25 protein-coding genes and 1 riboswitch are annotated in these 25,216 nt (G+C 50.6%); of the genes, 5 read left to right on the forward strand and 20 right to left on the reverse strand.

Annotation, left to right across the window (positions count from 1 at the left end; translation table 11 throughout):
- Positions 1-2: 2 nt before the first annotated feature.
- From AC2TDN_RS06300 to AC2TDN_RS06330, 7 genes are all read right to left on the reverse strand, one after another.
- Entirely contained in the window at positions 3-776 is a 774-nt protein-coding gene (locus tag AC2TDN_RS06300) for an ABC transporter permease (protein WP_482065600.1), read from the reverse strand.
- Positions 766-1,068 carry a thiamine-binding protein gene (locus AC2TDN_RS06305; RefSeq protein ID WP_169083133.1) on the reverse strand — a complete coding sequence of 101 codons (303 nt, stop codon included), beginning with the start codon at positions 1,066-1,068 and terminating at the stop codon, positions 766-768. The genes AC2TDN_RS06300 and AC2TDN_RS06305 overlap by 11 nt, the downstream gene beginning before the upstream one ends.
- A gap of 75 nt (positions 1,069-1,143) precedes the next feature.
- The gene (locus AC2TDN_RS06310; protein WP_482065601.1) at positions 1,144-2,190 is read right to left on the reverse strand and encodes an ABC transporter substrate-binding protein; all 1,047 of its coding nucleotides are present in this window, start codon (positions 2,188-2,190) and stop codon (positions 1,144-1,146) included.
- Between the two features lie 171 nt (positions 2,191-2,361).
- Positions 2,362-2,474: riboswitch (TPP riboswitch) on the reverse strand.
- Between the two features lie 72 nt (positions 2,475-2,546).
- A complete protein-coding gene (locus AC2TDN_RS06315; RefSeq protein ID WP_484687337.1) occupies positions 2,547-4,163 on the reverse strand; it encodes a glycosyltransferase in 1,617 nt (538 codons plus the stop codon).
- A 173-nt stretch (positions 4,164-4,336) separates the two neighbouring features.
- Positions 4,337-5,419, reverse strand: coding sequence for a GerAB/ArcD/ProY family transporter (locus AC2TDN_RS06320; protein WP_484687338.1), 1,083 nt, complete (start codon positions 5,417-5,419; stop codon positions 4,337-4,339).
- A 16-nt stretch (positions 5,420-5,435) separates the two neighbouring features.
- A complete protein-coding gene (locus AC2TDN_RS06325) occupies positions 5,436-6,656 on the reverse strand; it encodes a Ger(x)C family spore germination protein (protein WP_484687339.1) in 1,221 nt (406 codons plus the stop codon).
- Between the two features lie 40 nt (positions 6,657-6,696).
- Positions 6,697-8,244, reverse strand: coding sequence for a spore germination protein (locus AC2TDN_RS06330; RefSeq protein WP_484687340.1), 1,548 nt, complete (start codon positions 8,242-8,244; stop codon positions 6,697-6,699).
- A gap of 280 nt (positions 8,245-8,524) precedes the next feature.
- Here AC2TDN_RS06330 and AC2TDN_RS06335 point away from each other — a divergent pair, with 280 nt between their 5' ends.
- From AC2TDN_RS06335 to AC2TDN_RS06345, 3 genes are read left to right on the forward strand one after another with little or no spacing between them, the layout of a single operon-like run.
- Complete coding sequence (locus tag AC2TDN_RS06335) at positions 8,525-8,734, forward strand: hypothetical protein (RefSeq protein WP_482065606.1); 210 nt, start codon at positions 8,525-8,527, stop codon at positions 8,732-8,734.
- Entirely contained in the window at positions 8,724-9,989 is a 1,266-nt protein-coding gene (locus AC2TDN_RS06340; RefSeq protein WP_482065607.1) for a DNA polymerase IV, read from the forward strand. The genes AC2TDN_RS06335 and AC2TDN_RS06340 overlap by 11 nt, the downstream gene beginning before the upstream one ends.
- Positions 9,986-10,312, forward strand: a complete 327-nt coding sequence (locus tag AC2TDN_RS06345; RefSeq protein ID WP_482065608.1) for a YolD-like family protein — start codon at positions 9,986-9,988, stop codon at positions 10,310-10,312. The genes AC2TDN_RS06340 and AC2TDN_RS06345 overlap by 4 nt, the downstream gene beginning before the upstream one ends.
- A gap of 138 nt (positions 10,313-10,450) precedes the next feature.
- Here the strand turns inward: AC2TDN_RS06345 and AC2TDN_RS06350 are convergent, their stop codons facing one another.
- From AC2TDN_RS06350 to AC2TDN_RS06370, 5 genes are all read right to left on the reverse strand, one after another.
- A complete protein-coding gene (locus tag AC2TDN_RS06350; RefSeq protein WP_484687341.1) occupies positions 10,451-11,770 on the reverse strand; it encodes an extracellular solute-binding protein in 1,320 nt (439 codons plus the stop codon).
- A gap of 188 nt (positions 11,771-11,958) precedes the next feature.
- On the reverse strand, positions 11,959-12,471 hold the full coding sequence (locus AC2TDN_RS06355) for a PadR family transcriptional regulator (RefSeq protein ID WP_484687342.1): 513 nt from the start codon (positions 12,469-12,471) through the stop codon (positions 11,959-11,961).
- Between the two features lie 18 nt (positions 12,472-12,489).
- Positions 12,490-15,012, reverse strand: coding sequence for an ABC transporter permease (locus AC2TDN_RS06360; RefSeq protein WP_484687343.1), 2,523 nt, complete (start codon positions 15,010-15,012; stop codon positions 12,490-12,492).
- Positions 14,969-15,700, reverse strand: coding sequence for an ABC transporter ATP-binding protein (locus AC2TDN_RS06365; protein ID WP_484687344.1), 732 nt, complete (start codon positions 15,698-15,700; stop codon positions 14,969-14,971). Before AC2TDN_RS06365 ends, AC2TDN_RS06360 begins: the two co-directional genes overlap by 44 nt.
- Before the next feature lie 119 nt (positions 15,701-15,819).
- Complete coding sequence (locus AC2TDN_RS06370; RefSeq protein ID WP_484687345.1) at positions 15,820-17,118, reverse strand: DUF2515 domain-containing protein; 1,299 nt, start codon at positions 17,116-17,118, stop codon at positions 15,820-15,822.
- 172 nt (positions 17,119-17,290) lie between these two features.
- Between AC2TDN_RS06370 and AC2TDN_RS06375 the strand changes: the two genes are divergently transcribed.
- Entirely contained in the window at positions 17,291-17,986 is a 696-nt protein-coding gene (locus AC2TDN_RS06375) for an SOS response-associated peptidase (protein WP_484687346.1), read from the forward strand.
- A 62-nt stretch (positions 17,987-18,048) separates the two neighbouring features.
- On the opposite strand, the gene AC2TDN_RS06380 is transcribed toward AC2TDN_RS06375, so the two are convergent.
- The 5 genes from AC2TDN_RS06380 to AC2TDN_RS06400 form a co-directional block, all read right to left on the reverse strand.
- Positions 18,049-18,336: a stage VI sporulation protein F gene (locus tag AC2TDN_RS06380; protein WP_053375644.1), complete on the reverse strand. Its 288-nt coding sequence runs from the start codon at positions 18,334-18,336 to the stop codon at positions 18,049-18,051.
- Positions 18,337-18,406: 70 nt separating this feature from the next.
- Positions 18,407-20,458, reverse strand: coding sequence for an ATP-dependent DNA helicase RecG (gene recG / locus AC2TDN_RS06385; RefSeq protein WP_484687388.1), 2,052 nt, complete (start codon positions 20,456-20,458; stop codon positions 18,407-18,409).
- A gap of 7 nt (positions 20,459-20,465) precedes the next feature.
- Positions 20,466-21,320: a DegV family protein gene (locus tag AC2TDN_RS06390; RefSeq protein WP_484687347.1), complete on the reverse strand. Its 855-nt coding sequence runs from the start codon at positions 21,318-21,320 to the stop codon at positions 20,466-20,468.
- 33 nt (positions 21,321-21,353) lie between these two features.
- Positions 21,354-23,084, reverse strand: coding sequence for a DAK2 domain-containing protein (locus AC2TDN_RS06395; protein WP_484687389.1), 1,731 nt, complete (start codon positions 23,082-23,084; stop codon positions 21,354-21,356).
- 56 nt (positions 23,085-23,140) lie between these two features.
- Positions 23,141-23,500, reverse strand: a complete 360-nt coding sequence (locus AC2TDN_RS06400; protein WP_482065616.1) for an Asp23/Gls24 family envelope stress response protein — start codon at positions 23,498-23,500, stop codon at positions 23,141-23,143.
- A 293-nt stretch (positions 23,501-23,793) separates the two neighbouring features.
- Between AC2TDN_RS06400 and rpmB the strand changes: the two genes are divergently transcribed.
- Positions 23,794-23,982 (forward strand): 50S ribosomal protein L28, encoded by a 189-nt coding sequence (rpmB, locus tag AC2TDN_RS06405; protein WP_053375639.1) that lies wholly within the window; start codon positions 23,794-23,796, stop codon positions 23,980-23,982.
- Between the two features lie 97 nt (positions 23,983-24,079).
- Here the strand turns inward: rpmB and spoVM are convergent, their stop codons facing one another.
- The 3 genes from spoVM to rpe form a co-directional block, all read right to left on the reverse strand.
- Positions 24,080-24,160 carry a stage V sporulation protein SpoVM gene (gene spoVM, locus AC2TDN_RS06410; RefSeq protein ID WP_010345573.1) on the reverse strand — a complete coding sequence of 27 codons (81 nt, stop codon included), beginning with the start codon at positions 24,158-24,160 and terminating at the stop codon, positions 24,080-24,082.
- A gap of 132 nt (positions 24,161-24,292) precedes the next feature.
- Positions 24,293-24,556 (reverse strand): hypothetical protein, encoded by a 264-nt coding sequence (locus tag AC2TDN_RS06415; protein WP_482065617.1) that lies wholly within the window; start codon positions 24,554-24,556, stop codon positions 24,293-24,295.
- Positions 24,557-24,567: 11 nt separating this feature from the next.
- Positions 24,568-25,212: a ribulose-phosphate 3-epimerase gene (rpe, locus tag AC2TDN_RS06420; RefSeq protein WP_484687348.1), complete on the reverse strand. Its 645-nt coding sequence runs from the start codon at positions 25,210-25,212 to the stop codon at positions 24,568-24,570.
- Positions 25,213-25,216 lie beyond the last annotated feature (4 nt).

The raw sequence follows: 25,216 nt of genomic DNA on the forward strand, positions 1-25,216 counted from the left end.
CGCTACCTCACCTCTTTCTTAGGGCGCCAACGAATGACAAGACGCTCCGCTAAGGTGATCAGCCCAAATAACGTCAAGCTGATTGCAACGATAATAATGACTGCCGCAAACACGCGATCAGGCATAAACCCTTTGAACGAAATGATCATGAATGCGCCGAGACCTTTGTTCGTGCCTATCCATTCGGCCACAACTGCGCTTAGCACGCTGTAGGAGGCCGCGATTTTTAATCCGGAAAATAAATGGACGATCGCATGCGGAAGCTCCAATCGCCAAAACAGCTGCCATTTGCGAATGCCGATCATCTGCAAATAATTGCGAAGCTGCGCATCGGTATTCATTAATCCGCTCAGCATCGCAACCGTTATCGGGAAGAAGCACACCATGATGACAAGCAGCACCTTTGGCAGCATTCCATAGCCTAGCAGCATCGTCAGAATGGGGGCAATCGCAATAATGGGTACGTTTTGCGACAAGACAAGCAAGGGGTACACCGCCGTACGTACGCCGGGAATTAAATGCAGCAAAGCGGCGAGCACGAAGCCCACCGCCGATCCTCCCACAAAGCCAAGCAGCATGATTCGCACTGTCGCTCCCGTATGTTCCATAAGCCTCGGCCATATTTCTATCGCTTCCTTTACGATTGAAATCGGCGACGGAATGAGCCATTCTTGAAATAATCCAAGCGAGGCTGCCGCCTGCCAGCAAACCAGCAGCGTGATAAGCACTGCGGCTGGAGGCCATATTTGGGGCCAGAGCGTTCTCTTATTGCCCATCTGGATATTTCTCAAGCAGCCTGCCCATCGAAGCGCCGCTTGCCGGATTGTAGTAAATTTTGATTTGTGAAATTACAGACGGGCAGCCCATCTCCGTCATCGCTTCGCTCATCGACTGCACGACGCTCAGCAGATGGCTAAGCTCGCCCTCCATCGTCGTTTCAAGCGGTGCTACGCGGTAAGGGACACCCGCTGCTTTGATGATCTCGATTGCTCGATCCACGTAAGGAATGACGCTCTCGCCGCCCGGCGTTGTCGGCAGTATTTGAATGCTTACCAATGCGTTTGCCATCTGAATTCCTTCTTTCTCATCGTTGTTGGCGAGAGGCGGCAGATGCTGCCGCCTCTCTAGATTTTCTTAAAATGCTTATTCCGGCAAAAATTCGTTCGTAAAGGCTTTGTCCGCTTCAAGCTCTTTCTCAAGCAGCTTGTGATCAAACATCCAGCTCGCGTAATTTTCCCATACGCTAAGCTTTTGCTCGCCCCAACGCGGCGCATCATCCTGATATTTCGGACTTAGCCACTTTTGGCTTGCGCGCACAAGCTCCGCGTTCAAATCAGGCTCGGCTTTAATCAAAATCTCTGCCGCGTCCTCCGGATTGTCAATTGCGTATTGGTAGCCTTTTGCTGCGGCAGCCGTGAACGCTTTGACCACCTCCGGCTTATCTTTAATCATCGTCTCGTTCGTCGCAAGAACTGGCGTATAATAATCCAGTTTGTCGCTGTAATCGGTCAAATAAACCATGTTGATCTTCTCGCCGCGAAGCTCCGCTTCCACGCCTGTCCATGCATAATAAATCCATGCAAAATCAATATCTTTCTTAACTGCCGTGAAGAAGTCGCTGTCGCCGATGCTGATCAGGTTTACTTTGCTGACATCCGCACCCTTCTCCTGCATAATGGATTGAATGACCGCTTCCTCGACAGGAGCGCCCCAGCCGCCGTAGGTTTTGCCTTCGAACTTCTCCGGCGAATCGATCCCCTTAGCAAGCGGAGATGCGAAGCCTGAGGTGTTATGCTGAATAACCGCTGCGATCGACACGAGCGGCACGCCCGCAATCCGCGCCATCGTGATCGACTCTTGATAGCTTACGCCGAACTGTACGCTGCCCGTCGCTACCATTTGATCAGCGCCGCTTTGGCCCGGCTGAATAATTTCAACATCAAGCCCCTGCTCTTTAAAAAAGCCTTTATCTCTAGCAACATAAAGCCCGGTATGATTCGTATTCGGCGTCCAGTCCAGTACGACCTGCACCTTCTCAAGCGGCTTGTCCGCTGCTCCCTCTTGCTCTTGCGGCTCCTTGCTCGCTTCCGGCGCGCTGTTGTTAGTGCCGCAGCCTGCAAGCGCCATGACGAACACAAGCATTGCAGCTACGATCCTCCACGACTGTTGCCCTTTTTTCTTCTGATTCATGATGTGTTAGTTCCCCTCTCACTGCTTCTATTTGTATAAGATGACGAGCCCGTATCCGTATCCGGTACAGCAGCACATACAAAAAAGCGTCCCCCTAATCCGGAGGACGCCATATAAATCGGCTGTGCAGCTGCTTGCAGCAAAACTTGATCGCTGTGATCGAGCTTGCTGAACAAACAGTGCTTCTGTCCCTACGCTGGCATTATCCAGATCAGGTTTAACGGGTCGGAATTGTACAGATAATTCCCTCTCAGCCGGCCTAACCAGCTCCCCGGAACATATTCGGTTCGTCAACACTACCAATTGTATAGCAAAACCCGATCATTATGCTAGTATTTTTTTGAAAATGATTATCATCAAGCCTGTTTGCCCTTTGACTCCCTGCATATGTCGAAGATATACATCGGCTCGACGCTCTTAAGCGCATGAAGCGGGATCCGCTCACTCGGCTTCCATGACAGCCTTAGCTCCTCGCCGCTATCCGGGGAGCCAATAGACTGTACGCCGGTGACTAATGACGTATCCGCTCCTAACGCGGAAACATCCTCTTCCTCTGCAATGTCTTCTGCTTCCTCGGCAGCCAGCGGCTCTGCTGCGGAAGCGACTCTGCCGAACACGAGCAGATAAGCGGCCGTAAGCTCATCCGCTATCGCTTCATTCGTCAATTGTCCAAGCAGCCTGATATAGCCAAGCTGCTCCTGCGGTTTATGCTCTGCGAGCGTCGCCTTCACGTATGCAAAGCCTGACTGGGCATACAGCTGCTTCACCTGCTGGAGCGTATACTGGATCGCCGCTTGTCGCTGCGCGAATACATTTGAAGGATCTAAGTATTGCCGGATATTTTCAAAATAATATCGATTCGCGAAGCCGCCGATGATCCAGCCTCCGGGCCGCAGCAGGCTGACTAATCGCTTCATCGACTGCGGCATGCCGTAAGCATGAGCATCTCCGATCAGGATGCCGTCCAGTCCTTCGGAAGGCAGCGCCCAATCCTTCGGCTCGTTCGAGCGGAACACCGTTATTCCTGATGCCTCGGCAACACTCGCCGCAAGCTCGCTCCGCTCGACACCGTACCATTTGGCTGCTGGAAAATGATTTTTTAGATGATGGATTGTCGCCCCGCAGCCGCAGCCAATTTCCATAATGGAGCTATTTTCGCGCTTGTATTCATAGGATTCTCGTTGTATAACCGTACTAAAATCCATTCTGATTTGCGTCGCATCATCTGGATCAAAGCCCCATTTAGCCCTAAACACGTTCGCATTGCCCCTGTAGGCTTGCAGCAACAGCTCCGGCTCGGAGCTAAAGGGAGCGCTGCCGTCGTTATGGTGAATAAATGTATCTCCGCACAGCAGAAGCTTGTAGCCTGCAAGCCGCAGTCTCAAGCAATAATCGTCATCCGCCAAGCTGCCCATGCCGAAGCTCTCGTCAAACGTTCCGACCCGCTCATACGCCTCCCGCTGCATAAGCAGGCAGAAGCCAGCCAGCTTCACGCGCTCCTCCCACTTCGTTTTGTCGGGAAACGCATGCAGCGCGGAAGCGAACAGCTCCATTTCCTCTATCGTCTTATATGCGGTCGGAATAGTCGACCAGTAGGATGCCGAATTCGTTGCGGGGCCAACCGCTCCAATCCGTTCATCGCTTAGCAAGCAGCGCTTTAATCCTTCAAGCCAGCCTGGCGTTGCGATCGTATCGTTATGAAGCAGCATGAGAAGCTCGCCCGAAGCGGCGGCAAGCCCCAGATTGCAGCCCTTGGCAAAACCTGCATTGAAACCGTTGTCGATTACGATGAGGTCGCTTTCGTTTTTTGCCCATTCCACCGTATTATCCATCGATCCATTATCTACAATAATCAGCTCATAGCAGCCACGCTGCGTATGCCGCCGAATGCTCTCCACGCATTGCTTCGTGTAATCAAGCTTATTGCAGGCAATAAGAATAATGCTTGTCATGCACCTATTGGCATCGCTCACGCGTATCCCCCTCAAGCAAGCGTAAACGGCTTACGCAGTCCTTCGGCGGCAAAAGCTCGTTCCGCGATGAAATATAAGCAGCTCATCTATGCTCATATTTCAAGCTGTACCCATAAAATATGTCGGCGCAGCCTTTTCGGTGAGGAGTAGAAGTGCCTAACAACTAACCGATGCTATGCCGCTGTTTTATACTTCTTTCGTATGCCTACGATAAGCATAAGCAGCGGCAGTATAATTTGAAATAGCGGAGCGACCTTCAGCGTAATGTCGAGACCGACCCAAATATGTACCGTGTTATTTCTCTCCACAAACGACGCTGCATAGATAAGCAGCCCGATCGGCATGACGCAATACCGATAGGCGATGCCTGTTACCGCGTTAAACGTGAATACCGACGCCATGTACAGCGCCGTCATTTTCACATAGAGCCCGATAAACAAAAGCAGCGTTACAATAACATCCAACCTCTCCAGAAAATTAGCCAGCGTGATCAATTGCACGACCTCAAGCAGCGGCAGCGCGGTAAGTGAAGCGATCTCCGGCCCAAGCACGCAAAGCGTGAGCACATTCATGAGAATAAGAAAAGCCGATACCCCGATGTAAGCCCAATAAGAGACGCGCCCGATCATTTTTTTCTCGCTGACATGCTTCCAGAACACGAAAAAAATGATCATTTGTCCAAAAGGAAAGGACAGCAGGTCGGGAAATGCCGCCTTCACAACAGGCATCGGCCCATGCTCCATGAGCGGAAGCAGATGCGTTATGTTCGGCAATCTGGCTATGAGCAAAAGTAAAATAATGAAAAAATAACTGAGCGCTGTAATGGGAAACAGCAGCTGTACGACTCGGACAAACACTTCAAGCCCCTTGCTTACGGTGTAAGCCGCAGCGCTCATAATGAACAGCATAATAATCCATTTTGGCGTGAAGGAAAGCAGTGCCATCATCGTAAGCTCGCCGACATCCCGCACGTTGCGCATCGATTCGTAGGCAAACCACAAAGCATGAAGAATGCCGACAAAGCCGCCGATCCATTTGCCAAAATGCATGATGTAAAGCTCGGCAAGCTCCGATTCAGGGGACCGCTTCTGTACGCGAATATACATGACAGTAAGCAGCAGGCCGGCAAACGCTGCCAGCGTCATTGCCATCCATGCGTCCTGCTTTGCCTTGATGCCGAGCTCGAACAAAGGCGTGCTTCCCAGCAAAAAAACGATGATCAAAATGGAAAGCTGATTTTTCCCGATCTGCTGCATACGGTCTCCTTTCCGACTATGAGCCTTCCTTTTCCTTTTCCTTTTCTTGCACCTTCTTCATACCGTTTCCGCTCATACCCGTCGATACGATCTTTACTTTTACCGCTATTTTCACTTCCGTGTTTGGAAACTGCTCCGTCCAGTTTTTTTCCGACTGCGACCATTGCTTCGGATATTTTTTGTGGATGACATCGCCAAAGCCCAGCACATCCGCTCGATGCTTGCGAACGGACTTCCAGCCTTTCTCCATTATAGCGGCAATCTCACCTTCAATAAGCTGCTCGACCTTCTCCACCTGATTAGGCTCACTGAGATTGCTGCCGCAATTGTATTCCATCAGCGTCCCTTCCGCACTTGCATTCACGTGCATAATCCACTTGCCGTTTGACGGCTCAGGACGCAGCTTTGTCTTCGCATGCGTAATGCGTATAGAGGAGCCCCGCTCTCCTTTTCCGTCCTTCGCACAAGCAAAGGGGATCGTCGTTCTCTTCACGTGATTCGTAAGCCACATCGCGCCTTGGCTCTCCTCATTGTTAATCCAGCCTACCAGCTTATCATCTTTAATCAATGCCAATTCAGATAATCTAACCTTGGAGGGCGTATTGGTGCGGGTCAGCTTTTCCGCCTTATCCATGCTCTCCTTAGTGCCTGCCACGACCAATCCCGGTATGCCCGTAGCGTGTGTCGTGCCGAGCAAGTCTATCAGCACTTGGTGGATCGTCATCTCCCGAAAAATAGAGCTGTTCATCTCTTCATTGGTGATCATCCGCTGAATGGCTGCAGCTGGGATTTTCTCAAGCGGGATCAGCTGCTCCAGCATCCGGCGCGCACTGCCTCTCGCCAAGTAGACGCTGACCGTCTCACGGGAATCATGGTTGCGAAGGTAAGTGTCGAGCAGCGGGCCCAGACCCTTGCGGGCAGCCTCCTGCCCAATAATAATAATTTGAGTATGCGAGAAGTAGAGACGCCGCGACGTTTCTTGGCTGGCTTTGCTGACTGCGCTCCGAATGCTCTCGCCTTTCGTGGAAAACACATTGACCGCCGCCGAGTTGCCGGCAGCGCCCTGACTTGAAATCGCCTGTGGAATAACAACCTGATACGACAGCACCCAGTTCCCATCCTTCCAGTCAACGCCGGTTGCGGAAATAACGGCAATATCATTCAGCTCTACCCGGTTCCAGCAGCCGGCAGCAAGCAAGCATACAAGCAGCGGCAGCAGCAGCTTCCATTTATTCATTGCCGTTCCTCCCTTTCTTTACGACTTTTTTACGGCTTTTTTACGGCTTGCCGGAATGACGCTGGGCCGGCGGTTTTTTGCCATTTGGCCGACGCTTCGGATTACGCAGGTTCAAATCAAGGGGCCGAAGCACAATCGCCCACCATGGCAGCCGTATGAACACATCTCTCCATATGCCTTGCTTTGTTGGTCCCGGCGCCATCGGCGACATATACGGCACGCCGAAGGATCGCAGCGATGCGAGATGAATGAGCATAAACAGCACCGAAACGAAGATGCCAAAAAAACCTAAAACACCCGCCATAATCATGAAGAGGAACCGGATAATGCGCGAGGTCGCCGCCATATTGAATTCCGGCATGACGAAATTTGAAATCGCTGTGAAGGATACCACGATAACCATACCCGCCGAAACAATGCCCGCCTGCACGGCAGACTGCCCCAGCACGAGAGCGCCGACGATGGAGATGGCTGGCCCGATTGCCCGCGGCATTCGTAGTCCCGCCTCGCGAAGCACCTCGAACGTGACCTCCATGAGAAGCGCTTCGAGCAGTCCCGGGAACGGGATGCCTTCCCGCTGCGCCGCTAGACTAATAAGCAGCGTTGTCGGCAGCATCTCCTGATGATAAGTCGTGACTGCGATATACAGGGCAGGAAGGAGAATCGAAATGACGTACGCGCCGTAACGAATCATGCGAACGAATGTTGCAATATCGAACCTTTGATAATAATCCTCGGGCGACTGAAAGAAGGTGAAAAAAGTGGTTGGAGCCATCAAGGCTATCGGCGATCCGTCAACCATAACCGCGACTCTTCCCTCAAGCAGCGCCGCCGCTACCGTATCCGGACGCTCTGAATTGAGCAGCGTCGGAAACAGCGAGAAGGTCTCGTCCTGAATAAATTCCTCTATATATCCGCTCTCCAGCACGCCATCGATTTCGATTGCCGCCAGCCTGCGGTAAACCTCCTTCACGATCCGTTCATCCGCTACCCCGTGCAAATAGAGCACGCCCACGTTCGTATGCGTCTGCTGCCCGATCTTATGCACCTGCACATGAAGGTCGGAGGAGCGTATAATTCGCCTAATTAAGCTGATATTGGTTCGAATGCTTTCAACAAAGCCATGCTGCGGCCCCCGAATGACGGTCTGGGTCTGCGGAATGGTGACGCTGCGCTGCTCGCCTCCGCCGGTATCCGCAGTCAATGCCGATGCGCTTCCATCCGCCATAATGACGCATAGCCCTTCCGCCATAAATTGGAGAGCTTGCTCCAATGAATGGATGTGCTGTACCGATCCGATTGAAACGATGCAGTTGCGAAGCGCCTCCAGCAGCTGGCCGCCCTTCACGTACGCATGCTCCGGCAGCTTCATCGACATCAACGGCTCCATGACGCTTTCGTTAATCGTCTCCGAATCTACGATTCCATCTACATAGATAATCGCGACCTCGCGATCTGGCGCGGCATCGCTGCGAAACATTCGGGTCACGATATCCGAGCTGCCGCCGAAGCGGTCGCGAATCGTCTCGACGTTCGCATGCAAAGATGGACTGAACGGCGTTGACGTCCCTTCATTTTGTTTGTTCATAACGGCACCTTTCGTTTCCATGTTGCTTCTATTTTGGCGCATTATGGATGTAAATATGTACGGCGTTATATTTGCCCGGCTATAAGCGTTCCAGCTACGTTTGCACGCAAGACAAAACAGGCCGTTTATATAACGGCATCCTCCTCTCTCGCCATGCATCGCGTTTGCAACGGGACAGTTGGATATACCTTGTAAAAAACATCCACAAAAAACCAGTGGTATAAGAACGGGTGTTCTGTATATAATAAGAACAGACGTTCTTATTATGGAGGGATGCATCATGACATTGGAAAAATGGTTCAGCGCAATCGGTTGTGTCGTTGATGTGATTTATATGAGCAAAAAAGGCAAGTTTACGAAACGAAGAATTCGGGTTCTATCCGTTAGGGACGGCTACGTCAGAGCCTTCTGTATCGACTCGGGCGCGCAGCGCGTCTTTCTCGCGGCAAATGTATTAGCGGCAGAGCTGGTGAGCCGAAATGTCTCTTAGCAAAGTCATTATGCTGGCGGATTGCCAATCGTTTTATGCGTCAGTGGAGAAGGCGGAGCATCCGGAGTACCGCGATTTGCCGGTTGTCGTTGCGGGCGATCCCGAACGCAGATCCGGCATTATTCTTGCCGCTTGCCCCATCGCCAAGTCATTTGGGGTAACGACTGCCGAGCGGCTCGGCGATTCGCTTGCCAAGTGTCCGAATTTAGTGATCATTAGGCCGCGCATGCAGCTGTACATCGATATTTCCATGATCATTACGCGCATTTATCAGTCGTATACCGATCTTGTCGAGCCTTATTCGATCGATGAGCAGTTTCTAGATGTGACCGGCTCGCTGCATTTGTACGGATCGTCTGAGGAGCTCGCGCATCATATCCAAACCCGCATTTCTGCGGAGCTTGGCATATACACCCGCTTCGGCATCGCGGAAAATAAAATTTTGGCGAAGACGGCCTGCGACAACTACGCGAAGAAAAATGAATCGGGCATTTATATTCTCTCGAAGGATAAGCTTCAAGATACGCTATGGACGTTGCCCACCACCAAAATGTTCATGGTCGGCAGCCGGATGACACGGCATTTTAATGCGATGGGACTCGATACGATCGGCAAAATAGCCGCAACGCCGCTCGATAAGCTGAAGCAGATGATGCGCCGCAAATTCGGCAAAAACTCTGATATCAACGCCGAGCTGTACTGGCGGATTGCGAACGGAATCGATGACAGCCCCGTTACGCCGGGAACGCATCAGGTCGCTCCGAAGGCGGTAGGACATATGATGACGCTGCCGCGCGACTATGGCAAGCTGGAGGAAATCAAGGTCGTGCTGCTTGAGCTGACTGAGCTTGTTTGCCAGCGCTGCCGCGGCAAAGGGTATATGGGGCATGTCGTGTCCGTGGGATTAATGGGAGCTGACTATGACCGGCCGACCGGCTTTAGCCGACAAATGAAAATGGACGATCCGACCAACGTCACCAATCAGGTTTACCGCGCTGCGGTGCAGCTGGTGCTGCGGCACTGGGACGGCTATCCCGTGAGAAAGGTCGGAGTCAGCCTGACGCAATTTTCGCAGGATGACGAGTACCAGCTTTCGCTGTTTGACCCAAACCGCGAGAAGACGATGGCGCTTGAGAGGGCAACGGATGCCCTGAAGCAGAAGTACGGGGACGCCGTTATTTTAAGAGCGGTGTCCGTATCTCCCGCCGGGCAAGCGCTGCATCGCTCGGAGAAGATCGGAGGACATTACAAATGAGAAAGAAGCTTGAAGGCAACGGGCTTTGGGAGTCGAGCCGCATGATGCTGCCCGAGCATAAAGTCGCCATTAATGAGCACGAGAAGACGCTGAGGCATCGAGAGCGCGTAGAGCTTGACGAGCAGGAATGGGAAAATGTTGCCCGCCTCGTCACCGAATCGCTGCAGCAGCGCCATTCCATCACGCTCCGCCTGTTCCATCCGCTTGAGGAGCTGACCGTCGTCGGCATCGTCGATCGGGTCGATCAGCTGAAGGGCCGCTTTATGGTCGACGGCGAATGGTTTATGGTTCGGGATATCGAAGGCGCTGCGGCCGAGGAATAGCGAGGCGAGCCCCTTTTTCTAAACACGCATTTCATAATAAGGAGCTGCCCTGCTCGAAGGCTGGGCAGCTTCACTATAAGAACCAACATTTCCAATTTCAGAAGTCGAGTTCTCCATAACAAGTAGAGTAGGTTTGAGTTATTCCATAGTCTGCGCAAGCGCAGCCTGCAGCTCCTCCTCCATTGCTTTTAAAGCCTCAGGAACTGAACTTTTATCCGAGAAGATGTCAGCAATATACGTTGGAGTCACTTCGTCCAGCTTAGCGATCATAGGCCTAGGAAGACTGCGCAGCTGATTGATCAGCTTGTTATTTACACGCTCTAATTGATAAAAAGGCGCCAGCTTCTCGTCCTGCGAAGCTGGATTCGGCCGCGCAGGCAGATCATCAACATTTATTTGAGGAAGGAGTCTTGCATAATCATCGCCCGCTAAATATTTTACAAACTCCCAGGCGCCTTCCGGCTCTTGTGCATCCGATAGAATAGCAAAAATATTTTTTAAATAAATACCATTTCCCATATCTGGATTTTCAGAACTAGCTGGAAGGGTAACCACTCCCCAATCAAAGCCATGATCCTCTTCCCCAGCTTTCATTAAATGTTGATACATGCCTGATTCCTCGACTGCCATGGCGATATTTCCAACTAGAAATGGATACGTGCTCTTCGCTGCTTCATCCCTTTTCATCGAGTCCATTTTTTCAACTCGGCTTGCATCGTAACAGGCATTTGACTTGAAACAATTGGTTACATTCAAAAATACATTGTCCCAAGCTGGCGAGCTGAATGTAAACTTCTCATTGTTATAGAATGACAAACCACTGCCTTCTCCGATAGTCAGAGCCATCATGAAAGGGTTTAGCACGTTTTTATGGTATAAGCCAAACTGCACAGGAGCACGATCAATAGGGACAGCAAACTTCTGTGCCAGCTCAAAAACCTCATCCCAAGTCATAAAGTCTACAGGATGCGAGATGCCTGACTGATCAAAAATCTTTTTGTTATAATAAAGTGCTTGTCCAACAAAAGTAGGCGTTAATCCATAAAGGCTGCCCTGCTCATCCTTCAAATAATCAATAACAGCTGGCGTATAGCCCTTTAGGTCAAATTTATCTCTTTTGATCCAATCGGAGAACGATGCCAGCTTCCCCTTTTCTTGCAAGACGGAGTAAGCTTCCATTGGAACAGATAGTACATCCGGGTTTTCCTTCAAAATAAGATCCTCAATAGTCTTCGATATATCCGTACCAGCGGTATGATGATCGAAGATAGAGATCACCTCTAATGTATAACTAGGGTGCGTAGCGAGAAATACTTTTCCATATTCTTCGTAAAAACTACTTTCATTCGTAGCAAGTATCTTTACGACTGCATCCTCTTTCATCTCGACTTGATGCGCTTGGCATCCCGTTAAAATCAAAATAAAAATTAATATTAAAATAAAATAGCTTTTTTTCAAGACATAAAACCTCGATTCTAACGGATTGGCAATTGCGCAGAAAATCAAAAAGGCCACCAAAGTGACCTTTATCATGATAATTTAGAAATTTTATACAGAATGATAATTAACATTCTATCATCTCATTCGATAAGATGTATAGCCTGTTTTTTGTATATTTGTGTATTTAATTGTTCTTTGATGAATTTTCAAGGCTTGTCTGCAAGGAGGGACTCGACAAGCTCCAGCCATTTAATATCCGCTTCCAGATGGAGAAGGCTGCCCTCGAGCAGAAGCACCATGGCGGCATCGCGCTCCATGTCCATCTCATTTTTCAGATGTGTCATTTGAAGCACCGACATAAGCAGCAGCCGTCTCTGTCCATCAATCATCGGCTGCAGTTGCTCGAAATTGATTTGCTTGGCGCAAAGCAGCTTGAAATAAAACTCATCCTTGAACAAGGAACGCTCGACAGGCTGAAGCAGCCAATCAAGCAATTCCTTTGTCCCTTTAGCCGTAATTTTATATGGCTTCCGATCCTGCTCTTCCCCATCAACTGGCTCGACAAGCGAATCGCGAACAAGCCGTTCTATTGTCGTATAAATCTGGCCCGTGTTGAGCGGCCATTGCTTATGCACCATTTGTTCAAATTCGGTTTTTATTTCATAGCCATGCCGAGGCTTCTGATGCAAAAGCCCAAGTATCGCATGTTTGATAGACATAAGCCCCTCCGCCTTTATTTATTCATAACGTAGCGCTTCATTAAGTGGAATACGCGACGCCAATGCTGCAGGCAGCCACGATGAGAGTAGCGATAGCAATAGCCCAAATCCCGCTGTGAGCGTGATCGACTGCCACGGAATATAGAAGGTTAACGGGAATCCAGCAATCATCTGATTAGAAGACATCGCATAGGAGAGTGAAATCCCAAGCCCAATTGCCGTTACAATAGCACAAATGCCCACGATCATTCCCTCGCAAAGCACCATTTTCCGAACCTGCCACGGTGTACTGGCTATCGCTCTCATCGTACCGAACTCTCTCGTTCGTTCAAATACGTTCATCAGCAGCGTGTTCAAAATACCTACACCCGAGACAAGAACAATCAGCGCGATCAATATGTTCATCATCGTGAATGGAATAATAAGATCCTCCTTGCGGCTCTCCAAATACTCGTCTGCCATCCGTACGCCGGAGAGTCTCTCCCCAAACTGTACGACCATCTGACGCTTAATCGCTTCCTGCGAAGCATCCGGCTCAAGCAGCATAGACATGCTCATGCTATCTATAATATCAAACTCTACTTGCATATGCTCATCCGCTGCGAAGGCGATATTCCCATTCTCCCGTGTCGCATTTACGGCAGCAACCACTCGGAGTGTTTGGTTCCCCGTAGGAGTGTCTAGTGTTATACTGTCGCCAACCTGCCCGCCCCATGCCATATATATCGAATGGCCGAGGGCTATCGTATGCGGCTCTTGCAATAGCTTAACAACATCTGGAATGGAAGGCTTGCTTGAAGTAAACATCGGTATCGAATCGCTCGACTGCTCCTTGACACCGATTAGACTCATTTTCCTCGCAGCAGTCTTTCCTCTCCAAACAACCGAAGTTTCCTTAATCATGGAGACACCGGCAATGCCGTTAACCGCCATCGCTTCCTGCCTATCCTTCTCTGTCAGCGGGACGGCTGTATTCAGCACAATGTCGCCTCCTACCATATAGCGTACCGATTGCTCGACGCTCCGCTCCAAGGAATCGCGAAGAAAGCCCATCACCAGCAAGAACGCAAGACCGATACATAAAATGGCAGAGGCTAGAGACATTCGGCGAAGCTGTCTGGCAACGCCAGTGGAAGCAATCTGCCCTTCGAAACCGAACAGCAATCGAACCACCGGACGCAACAGCATCAGAATGATTCGCATCAAATAGGGAAATACGAGCAGCAAGCCTGCAAAGATAGGCAATATTCGCCATGATCCTGAAAGCCATAAGCCGCTTCCGATAAGCGCTAGACCGATAGCAGCTCCCGCATACCCTCTTGCTCCCTCCCCTTCTGCGACCGATTGCCTTAGCGTATGGGATACATCTACCTTTGAAGCTTTATAGAGCGGAATCAATGCAGCAAGCAAAGAACCAATCAATCCAATCGCTGCTGCAAAACAGATAGATTGCCAGGAAATGGCGACAACCGCTTGACCTTGCTGCTCTACATCATCCAGCATTTGCATGAGTAAATCTGTCATGCCATAAGCTAGCAAGGTGCCCAGGACGATGCCGGCAGCCGTTCCCATAACAGCGAGCAGCAGCACCTCGCGCAGTACGATAGAGGCAACCTGCTCCGATGTGCAGCCGATCGTCTTCATAACGGCGAATTCACGCCGCCGTTCCACTACGCTCACATAAAGCGTGCTGAACAAAATCATCGCACTCATAAGCAGTCCAAGCCCGCCGAGCATATATAAGCTCGAGAAGATATCATCCAATCCGTACAGCACATCATTTTCATTCAAAATAATCGGGTCCAAATACGTATCCGGATACGCCTTCAGCAGCGCTTCCAGATGAGAAGCAGTCACCGTTTCTTGTCCTTCTGCAATTCGAAGCTGAACATCACGCACTTCGCCGCTCATGCCGGACCAAGCCTGAAGCAAATCAAGCGGGATGGCTGCATGCCACCGGCTCACTCGCAGCGAATCCCAGCTTGATGGAGATGGCAGCTCATCGTTGGTACGTACAATGGCCGAAACCGCAATTTCACGTCTATTGCCCCCAACCTGAAAGGCAACAAGCTGACCGACGGAAGCATGCCATTTTTCCGCTGTATTGGTCGTTATAACAAGTCCGCGCTCCTTCAGGCTCCCATCCACAAGCTGCCAATCAAGCACTTCATTATCGAAGCTGCTATAGCCGTGCAGCACAGCCTTAATGTTCGGTTCCGGTTTATCAGTGACAACTTGCAAGGAGCTCAGCTCCAGCCTAACAGGCACAAATAAATGCGCTATCGCATGAAGAACGCCTTCTTCGCTCTCTAGCTCATTCTGAAAGGGATAAGCAAACGTGGAATCCGTACCTTTGATTTGCATATGCGACTTGGCGTTAAAAGAATTGACGAAATCGGCAACCGTTTGCTTAGTTGTCGCTACTGTGCTGGTTACAGCCAAAATAGCGGCAACGCCGATTGTGATAGCCAAAAAAGTAAACAGCGTTCTCAGCTTCTTACGAGTTAAGTTTCGCCACGAGATTTTCCAGGAATTGATCATTGCCCTTCGCCCCCATTCCTACCTCCTGAATAATTCGGCCGTCTTGCATCGTAATGATTCGGTCAGCAAAGCCGGCGGCATACATATCATGGGTGACCATCACAACGGTAAGCCTATCGTCACGATGGAGCTTCGCGAGCAACTGCAAAATTTCTAGTCCCCGCTTCCGATCAAGATTGCCTGTGGGCTCGTCCGCCAGGATCAACCTCGGCCTCAGTGAAAGCGCGCGCGCAATCGCCACCCGCTGCTGCTGGCCTCCGCTCAGCTTCGACGGGAACGACTTCCTCCACTCCTCCAGTCCAACCTGCTTCAGCAGCAGATTAACACGGCTTGCTGCTTCCGATTTGGACACGCCATCCGAATACAAAGGAAATGCTATATTTTCTTCTACAGTAAGAGTCGGCAGGAGCTGATAGTTTTGAAACACAAAACCAATTTTTCGTCTACGAAATAAGACGCGTTCCCTTTCGCTCAAGCTGCACAGATTAACATCATCCAGAATGACCTCACCCTGCGTAGGCTTGTCAAGTCCTCCAAGCAGTTGCAGCAGCGTACTCTTCCCCGAGCCGCTGGAGCCCATTATAGCGACAAATTCACCTTGATTAATTTGGAGATCGATGCCATGGAGCACCGTTTGGATTTGACCATCCGATGGATAGGACTTGATTATCTGCTTTGCTTGAATCAATTCTCTTCCCCCTAATAACTAAAAATAGATACTGAGTATATATACTCAGTATCTATCAGAGGATGGAGGTTGTCAATATTCAATTTTGTAAAAAGCTGTAAGAACCAGCTGAAGCAAACTCATTTCCCGCGCTGCATCGCAAGCACGGCCAGCTCGATCTTATTGAGCATTAGCCCGTATTCATTCGTAATTTCAAAGGAATGCGGCAGCGGCAGCTTCTCAAAATAAGGCGCGATATCGGCTGCCGACTTAAACCAATCGCCAAGCTCCGGCGGCTCCAGCGGCTGATCGCCCCACGCTGCGCCTAGCTCCGGACTATAGATCGGCTCTGCTCCAGGCTTTAGCCGCCCGCCAAGCAGTCGCTCCACATAGACGCGCTGCGGCGGCCTTTGACGAACGCGGGCGAACATATGCGGCGCATAATCAGCGCGCGAGCCGCTATGCTTGACCGCTCCTGCAAAGCATCTTGCACCATCATAGACACGCGGGATGCCAAACAGCATCGCATATAGACGCTTGCCGAATTCTATTCGCTCCTGCAAATTTTCGAAGCTTTCCAGAATAAGGCCGGAGAGCCTGAGCACGTCAGCTTCATTTCCTTTTCCTTGCCCATTCCCATTCCCATATGGAAAAATAACGCCGTTCAACTGAAGAAGCGACTGCAGTCCAAAAAACAACGTATGAAGCACCTTTTCGCGGAAATACGGCTGCTGGACGACACGCTGCTCGATATAATGCTGCTCGTTTACAATTAACGCTATCGTCAGCGGCACCGCATCGCGTTCACGCCAAAACTGCTTCCAGACCGGCGCCATAAAAGCCGATACGCCAAATGCAGGCAGCAGATGGAATAAGCTTCTCCCCTCGCGCCTGCTCCATTCGTACAATAGCAGCTGCGGATATGCATCTTGAAAGATCAAGGCATTCGCCTGCTCCAAAAACCGGAACACCGCCTCCCGCTGCTCTGCCGTGAGCAGCAATGGGAGCCACTCCCCCTGCAAATCCGTCATGTTCCAGCCGCCATTGCGCGATACCATATGGGCAAGAAACGCCCAGTGCAGCTCAGGCGTGCGAAAATAGATGCTGCGGTATGCCTCGGTTCGCGTCACATTATTGCGGTTGCTGGCTGCCGTCTCCGAGCGGATTCGTTCAATAAGCGCCAGCTCTTCGATGCTCCAGCTGCCCGATGGCCCAGCCGCAGGCAAGACGACAGGCTTTGACCATGCGTACATCAGCTTCGCTACGGCGGCAGGCGACAATTGCAGCGGAATCGCCTCCGCCATCATCGCATGCGAGGCGCTCATTGCGCCCCATTTGCCCAACGCATAATCAAACGCCGCGCCGGGAAGCGCAAGCAGCTGGCGCAGCCAGTAGCCGATTGAACGGCGATATGTCCCTACTCCATTATTTTTGCCCATCGTAAGCGCTCCTTGTTCAACGTCATAGCCTATGTAGGAGATGATAAAGCTGCATGCCTATATGAACCAGTATCTGCCACTGTGCCTCTTGTCATACCGTGTAAGCAACATATGCGCATCTATTTCCCAAGATGTATAATAAGAGCATGCGAAAGGAAAGGAGCCAGGGGTCATGTGCGGAAGATATACGCTCACCGTAACGCTCGAGGAACTGATGGTCAGATATATGATCGAGGAGACGATGGTGCCGTTTCACCGGCCAAAATATAACGTAGCTCCGAGCCAGCAGGTGCTGACGATCATTAATGACGGGCACCACAATCGGCTGGGCGAGCTAAAATGGGGACTTGTGCCGCCATGGGCAGACGATCCGAAGATCGGCTTCCAAATGCTGAACGCGCGATCAGAGACGGCAGCGAGCAAGCCTGCCTTCCAGAAGGCGCTGCGCCACAAGCGGTGCCTCATTCCGGCAGATGGCTTCTATGAATGGAAAACGACGGCGAGCGGCAAGCAGCCGATGCGCATCGTACTGAAGAGCCGCTCTATTTTCAGTATGGCAGGACTTTATGAGACATGGCTCTCGCCAGATGGAACCAAAATCAATAGCTGCACGATACTAACGACAACGCCGAACGAACTCGTTGCGCCAATCCACGACCGCATGCCGGTCATTTTGCATCCCGAGGATGAGCAGCTGTGGCTAAACCGCGCGGTGACGGACGTTAGTGCGATCACGCCGCTCCTGCGGCCTTACTCGGCGCATGAGCTAGAAGCCTATCCCGTTTCAACAGCAGTAGGGAGTGTCCGCAATGACGAGTCAATGTTAATCGAACCCTGTAATGTGGACGAGCAGCTAGAGCTATGGTAAGCGGAAGCAAGAATGCTGCGACCCTGCTGCAAACCAAAAAAAAAATCGCTGACCGTAAGCGGTCAGCGAAACATTCCCCACAGCTTCAACAAATGAAACGTGTTGTTGGGATCGATTTTTTGCCCCATAACGAAGGCTACGATTTGATCCTCCTGCGTATCCGTCAGCTGCTCCTGCAAAATAACGGCCGCTGCTTTCACAAGCTTCCTTACCTTTGGCCGGTCCTGCAAATCATACTTCGTCACATTTCCAAGCAGCTGCCTGATTTTGTCCTTCACGACAGGATTTTTCATTTTGTATTTAACGCGCTCGACCAGCTGCGGCCGAATTCCATAGTTTTGGTAACTCACTGCTCTGACACCTCCATCCGGCAATCCGATCATATCGTTAATCTATATGCCGTCTGGAGGTAATTATTGCCTAGTCCAGCTGTTCTCCCTGAAAAAATTGATCCTTCGCAAGCAAGCTGCGCACTCTGGCAAAAGACTCATTCGTCCAAAAATCGTCTCGCTCCGTTAGCTCCGCGGCATCGTCCCGAGCAAGCTCAAGCACCTCGTAATCGGCTACCATATCCGCCAATCGGAACTCCGGAAGCCCGCTCTGCTTTGTGCCAAAGAAGTCGCCTGGGCCGCGAATTTCAAGATCGCGCCGCGATACCTCAAAGCCGTCATCCGTATCCGTCATAACCTTCATCCGCTCTTTACCGGTTTCCGATTTCGGATCGGCAACGAGAATACAATGCGATTGATGCTCGCCCCGGCCAACCCGTCCTCTAAGCTGATGCAGTTGAGACAAGCCAAATCGTTCAGCATCCATAATGATCATGAGCGTCGCATTCGGAATGTCGACACCAACCTCGACAACCGTCGTCGCGACAAGCACATGCGTCTCGTTCGCGCCGAAAGCGCCCATTACCGTTTCCTTCTCGGCAGCAGAAAGCCGGCCATGCAGCAGGCCTACCCGCAAATCCGGAAACGATTGCTGCGTTTGCACGTACAGGTCAATTGCATTTTGCACATCGAGCTTCTCCGATTCTTCAATCAGCGGACAAATAATATACGCTTGACGCCCCTTGCTAACTTCTTTGCGAATAAAGCCAAGCACGCGCTCCATCATGCTGTGCTTCACCCAATACGACTTGATCGGCTTGCGTCCATGCGGCCGCTCGCGAATCGTCGATACATCCATATCTCCGAACGCCGTAATCGCCATCGTTCTTGGGATAGGCGTTGCCGTCATCGTGAGCACATCCGGATTCATTCCCTTGCGGCGCAGCACGCTCCGCTGGTTTACGCCGAAGCGATGCTGTTCATCGACGACAACGAGCCCCAGACTTCGAAAGAAAACATCCTCTTGGATAAGAGCATGCGTTCCGACTACAATATCGATGATTCCCATCTGAAGACCGGCAAGCACATCTCTCCGCTTCTTCTCCGTCAGGCTCCCCGTCAGCAACGCGACCTGGATGCCCAGTTCAGCAAACATTCTAGTTAGCGAGCGCATATGCTGATCCGCCAATATTTCAGTCGGCACCATTAGCGCGCCTTGATGGCCTGATTTGACCGCAACGTACAAAGCGATGGCTGCGACAACCGTTTTGCCGGAGCCAACATCGCCCTGCAGCAGACGATTCATGCAAGATGGCCTTCTCATATCCACGCAAATCTCATTAACGACCTTCTTCTGGGCATCGGTCAGCTCAAACGGAAGCGTAGCAGCGAACTTGCGTATCGTCTCGCTCTCGATCTGATGCGCAATACCGTCATTGCGCTTGCGATTAAGCGCCCGATAGGCCTGCAGCTTCAGCTGGAATAGAAACAGCTCTTCATACACAAGCCGATTGCGGGCTGCTTGTCCTTCCTTTGTATCATCCGGCAAATGAATGCGATGCACCGCATCGCGCCTTGCCATCAGATCATGCTGGCGAACCAACTCATGCGGCAGCATCTCTTCAATCATAGTTCCGTACTGTGTTAACGCCTGACGAACCGTCTTACGCATCCACGGCTGCGTAATGCTTCCACCGACCGAATAAACCGGCTGCAGCGTTCCTGACTTCGCTGCTCCGCCGCTTCCTGGAAATTCAGAGTCTGATATCGTCATTTGCAGCCGCTGCTGCTCCCATTTGCCCGTGAGCATAATTTCCCTTCCGATTACAAGCTGATCCTGCAGGAAATGACGATTGAACCATACGGCCGTAACCAGCCATTGCCCCACCTCCACCTTGCACGTCAGTCTCGACTTGCTCTTCCCGTAGCGCTGCAGGAGGGGAACGCCCCGAACATGACCCAGCACCGTGACCTTCTCGCCTTCCTTCACGTCGGTGAGCTCGCGAATGCGGTAATCCTCATACCGAAACGGAAAATAATCCAGCAAATCCGCAACTGTTCTCACGCCAAAGGCGTGAAGCTCCTCTTCCTTAGGAGCGCTCACGCCTTTGATTTGCCGAACAGAAATTTGGTCCAGCGTCATCATCCAATCACATCCTGTACATAAACACGGCCGATGCGCCAGGTCCCGTATGGGTGCCAACAACCGCGCCTATTGTCGTCCAGCCAATGGCTTGCACATTGAACTGGCTCTTCAGAAGCTCTAGCAGCTCCTCTGCCCCATCCTTGCGGAAAGAATAAGCCATTGTGAGACCAACCGGCTCATCGCCGTACGACTGCTTCAGCAGCTCGGCGATACGCGCCATCGCCTTCTTTGAGCCGCGCACCTTATCTACCGCAAGCACAACGCCATCCTTGTCCAAGGACAGGATAGGCTTTATGTTTAGAATCGAACCAATTAGCGCGGAAGCTTTGCCAATCCGTCCGCCCTTCTGCAAATACTCGAGTGTATCGACGAGAAAATATAAATTCGTATCGCGCTCTAATTGCTCAATAGCCTCGATAATCCGTTCCTTCGATTCGCCTGCCTGTGCCATTTCAGCCGCTTTTATGACGCGCATCCCAAAGCCAAAGGAAGCTGATCTCGAGTCCAATACCGTAATATCCGACTCTTCACCCAGCATAGACTGCGCAATAACAGCCGATTGATACGTACCGCTGAGCGCCGCAGAGAGATGAAGCGAAATAATAGGCGACTCAGCGTCTTCCGCAAGCAGACGCTCGTATACGTCTGAGAATTCCATTGGCGATGGCTGCGATGTCGTCGGAAGCGCAGAAGAATGTGCCAGCTTCTCATAGAACTCCTCAGATGTAATCGTCACGGCATCTAGAAACGTTTCTTCACCGAAGAGTACTTTAAGAGGGACTACTGTGATTCCCAACCGTTCTCTAATTTCTTTTGGAACGTCCGACGTGCTATCCGTTACTATTCTGACCTTCCCCAACGTTACCCCTCCCAGCATTAAAACGATTGCAATTTACTCCAATGCAAAAACATAAGGATACAGCGGCTGTCCGCCCTTTTGCACTTCCAGCTCCAGCTCAGGATACTGCTCCCCGGTCCACTCGCATAGCGATGCCGTCTCTTCTGCATCAGCTTCCTCGCCTGTAAGAATCGTCAGCAAATCTCCGCCTGAGCTCAGCATGCTTGCAATAAGCGATTGGCAAGCCGCAAGCAGATCAGCATGAGACACGACAATCGTTTTTTCCTTGATCCCGATAAAATGGCCAGCGCGTATATCAACGCCTTCAATCGTCGTATCACGCACAGCCTTCGTTACTTGTCCAGATATCACCTGCTCCGCCGCGTTTTTCATCCATGCGCTATTTCGCTCAGCCGTTTCGTCTTCCTTGAAAGCGAGCACTGCCGCTAACCCCTGCGGTATCGTGCGTGTCGGAATGACTGTGACGCTGCGCTCGCTTAGCTCGGCTGCCTGCTCCGCCGCCAAAATAATATTTCCGTTATTCGGGAGAATATAAATATACTCCGCGGACAAAGCCTCGATTGCTTTCACGAAATCCTCCGTGCTTGGATTCATCGTCTGCCCGCCGGACAATACCGTATCGACTTCATTTTCTAGAAAAATGTCCGTGATACCCTCGCCTAATGCAACGGCAATGATGCCAAATGGTGCCTTCTCGAACACTTGACCCGGCGGAATAACCTCTACGTCCTGCCCAGCGAGCAGCTCAGCCGCTGAAAAGTCTGCAACAGCAGAGTTGTCTTGCTCATGCTCCAGCAAATCACGATGCTGCTCACGCATGTTGAGGATATGAATATCCGTTAATTCACCGTAAGGAAGGGAAAGATTTAGCACGTCGCCAGGCTTGCGCGAGTGAACATGCACTTTAATAATATCGTCTTCCGTAATAACCAATATGGAGTCTCCATCTTTTCCAAGCGCTCGTTTGTAAGCGGATTCATCAAAAAACGCTCCTGTATGCCCGGCTAGCTTGCGATTGATAAAAAATTCCATATCATATAAAAACTCAATCGCTTCCGTTGATAAGCGTGATTGCGCCGATGACAGCTCTTGCTTACGGATGATTGGAGGAGCAGTGTTCGGCACTGCGACCTCTTCCGGAGGAGCCGCCTCTGAACCCATCGAATCGGAATCCAAATTGCCGTCTAGTTCCGAAAGGCTGCGTACGAAGCCTTCATAAATAAATACGAGGCCTTGTCCGCCGGAATCAACTACGCCTACCTGCTTTAGCACAGGCAGTAAGTCAGGCGTGCGCTGCAAAGCTTCATGTGCCTTCTGATGCACCTCGCGCATCAATTCAACGGCATCATTCGTTCTGCGGGCATATTGAACCGCATGCTTGGCAGCTTCCTTCGCAACCGTAAGAATCGTTCCTTCAACTGGCTTCACGACAGCTTTATAAGCGAGGTCAACACCGTATTGCAAAGCAGCGGCAAGCTGCACAGTTCCCGCCTCTTCAAGACCGGCAAGCGATCTGGAAAAGCCTCTGAACAACTGAGACAAAATAACGCCAGAGTTGCCCCTTGCGCCCATCAGCAGCCCCTTCGATAATGCTTCCGTCGCTTTTCCGATGCTGCTTGACGGCTTGCTGCGGAGTTCGCCAACACCAGAGGACATCGTTAAGTTCATGTTTGTTCCCGTATCGCCATCCGGCACCGGGAACACATTTAATGCGTTAACGTGCTCTGCGTTGCGCTGTAAATAATCCGCGCCGAGCAGTGCCATTGCGGCAAAATCAGATCCGTTTATAAAGCGCTTACTCAACGAAATTTCCCTCCCTGTTACTTGAGTACCCTGACATCTTGCACAATTATATGGACTTCTTCCACTTGTAGACCGATTACGTCATTCAGCACATATTTCACCTTGGATTGAATGTTATGCGCTACTTCGGAAATTTTCGTTCCGTAGCTCACGATGATGTAGAGGTCAATATGCAGCTTTTCATTTTCGCGTCTAACTTCGACGCCGCGGGTCAAATTGTCCCGTCCGAGCAGCTCGGCAATTCCGTCCTTCAACTGTTTGCGGGAAGCCATTCCGACAAGTCCATAACAATCCATGGCAGCAGAGCCGGCAATAATGGCAATGCAATGGTCTGAGACATGTATGGAACCTAATTCGTTGCTTAGCTGCAGAGGCATGGCAATACACTCCCTTACTGTATATATTATGGACTACGTTCATTGTACTATAAACGGGACCTTTATAGAAGTCCGTTCAATAAATCCAGTATTTCTGCGTCATTTCTAGCTTTGAAAGCGATGTACAACCATGTTGTCCTTATATTTAGGTTGAACAGAATCAATGTTTATGATACGATATTCAAGTGTGTTTAAATGTTATTTCGCTTACGAATGAAGTTTTCCTCACGCATAACGAAGCCATTGTTAATGGAATCAGTTTTGCTCTAGCAAGACTTAAAGGAGGTGTAGTCATGTCCCGCAAATGTTTTCTTACAGGTAAAGCACCTGGTAAAGGTAACAACGTATCCCACGCAAACAACAAAACACGTCGTTCTTGGGGCGTAAACGTGCAAAAGGTTCGCATTTTGGTTGACGGTAAGCCAAAACGTGTTTATGTCAGCACTCGCGCACTGAAAGCTGGTAAAGTTACCCGCGTATAATGATGGCTTTGGCCATAGACAAAAGCACCTGAGCGCTCAGGTGCTTTTCTTTTACTTTTCCACGATCACGGCCGAAGGGTGTCCTGCAGCATCTGACCTAATTTTTTTGGAAGGTATTCAAAATCGCCTTTACGAACCCGCCCAAAAATTTAGGCAGTTTGATTGTATAAAATTTCATGCCTCATCCCTCCTCAGACACGCTCATCGAATTAATCCGTGACAAAATTACTACGCTCATGTAACCATCCTATGCGTTATCAGTTCGTCCTATTCCATCGTGAGCTAGTGAAGAGAGGGAACGACATGCCCATTATTGTGCCGGATTATCTCTCAAAAAGATAATAGCAGCAGCAACAACAGCGATTAGCAAATAAAATATGATCGCAAGAACGAAGAATGCAATTCGCAGTCCGATCGTCTCATACCTCCGAAAGAAGCGTATGCCTATGTATAGGGCCAGCAACGAGAATAGATACCGATAAATTTCCGTCAACATCGAGAAAAGAGCCAGCATCAGACCTGCTAGAAAGGTGTAGCCGAGCAGCCAGAACGTTGTTTTCAACTTCTCGTTCATTGCGCCCGCCCCTAACGCAGTACCGCGATTGCCGCGGCAAGATCATTTTCTGCAAATACGGCATTCCCCGCAACTAGCACATTAGCTCCAGCCTCGCGGATGACCGCTGCCGTCGACTTGTTAACGCCTCCGTCAACCTGGACATGCACCTCATCTAAGCCCTGCTCCTCCAGCATAGCGCGCAGCTGGCGCAGCTTCACCAGCGAATAAGGAATGAACTTTTGTCCACCGTATCCTGGATTTACCGTCATAATGAGGACAAGATCAAGATCATGCAAAATAGGCTCGAGCACGGATACCGGCGTTGCTGGATTAATGGCTACGCCAACCGGAAGCCCCTTTTCTTTAATATAATGTACCGTTCTATGCAAATGCACGCACGCTTCGGCATGGATCGTAATGCGGTCGGCTCCAGCGGCTATATAGTCTGCAAAAGACAGCTCTGGACGCTCGATCATGAGATGAACATCAAATGGCAGCTTTGTCGCTGAACGAACAGCAGAAATGACAGGCGGTCCAAAGGTAAGATTGGGCACAAAATGTCCGTCCATCACGTCAATGTGAATCCAATCCGCTCCAGCCGCATCCACGGCTTTAATTTCTTCACTTAATCTTGCAAAATCTGCTGATAATATGGAAGGTGCAATTATAGTCATTGTG

This window comes from Paenibacillus sp. Y660, from assembly GCF_057221575.1.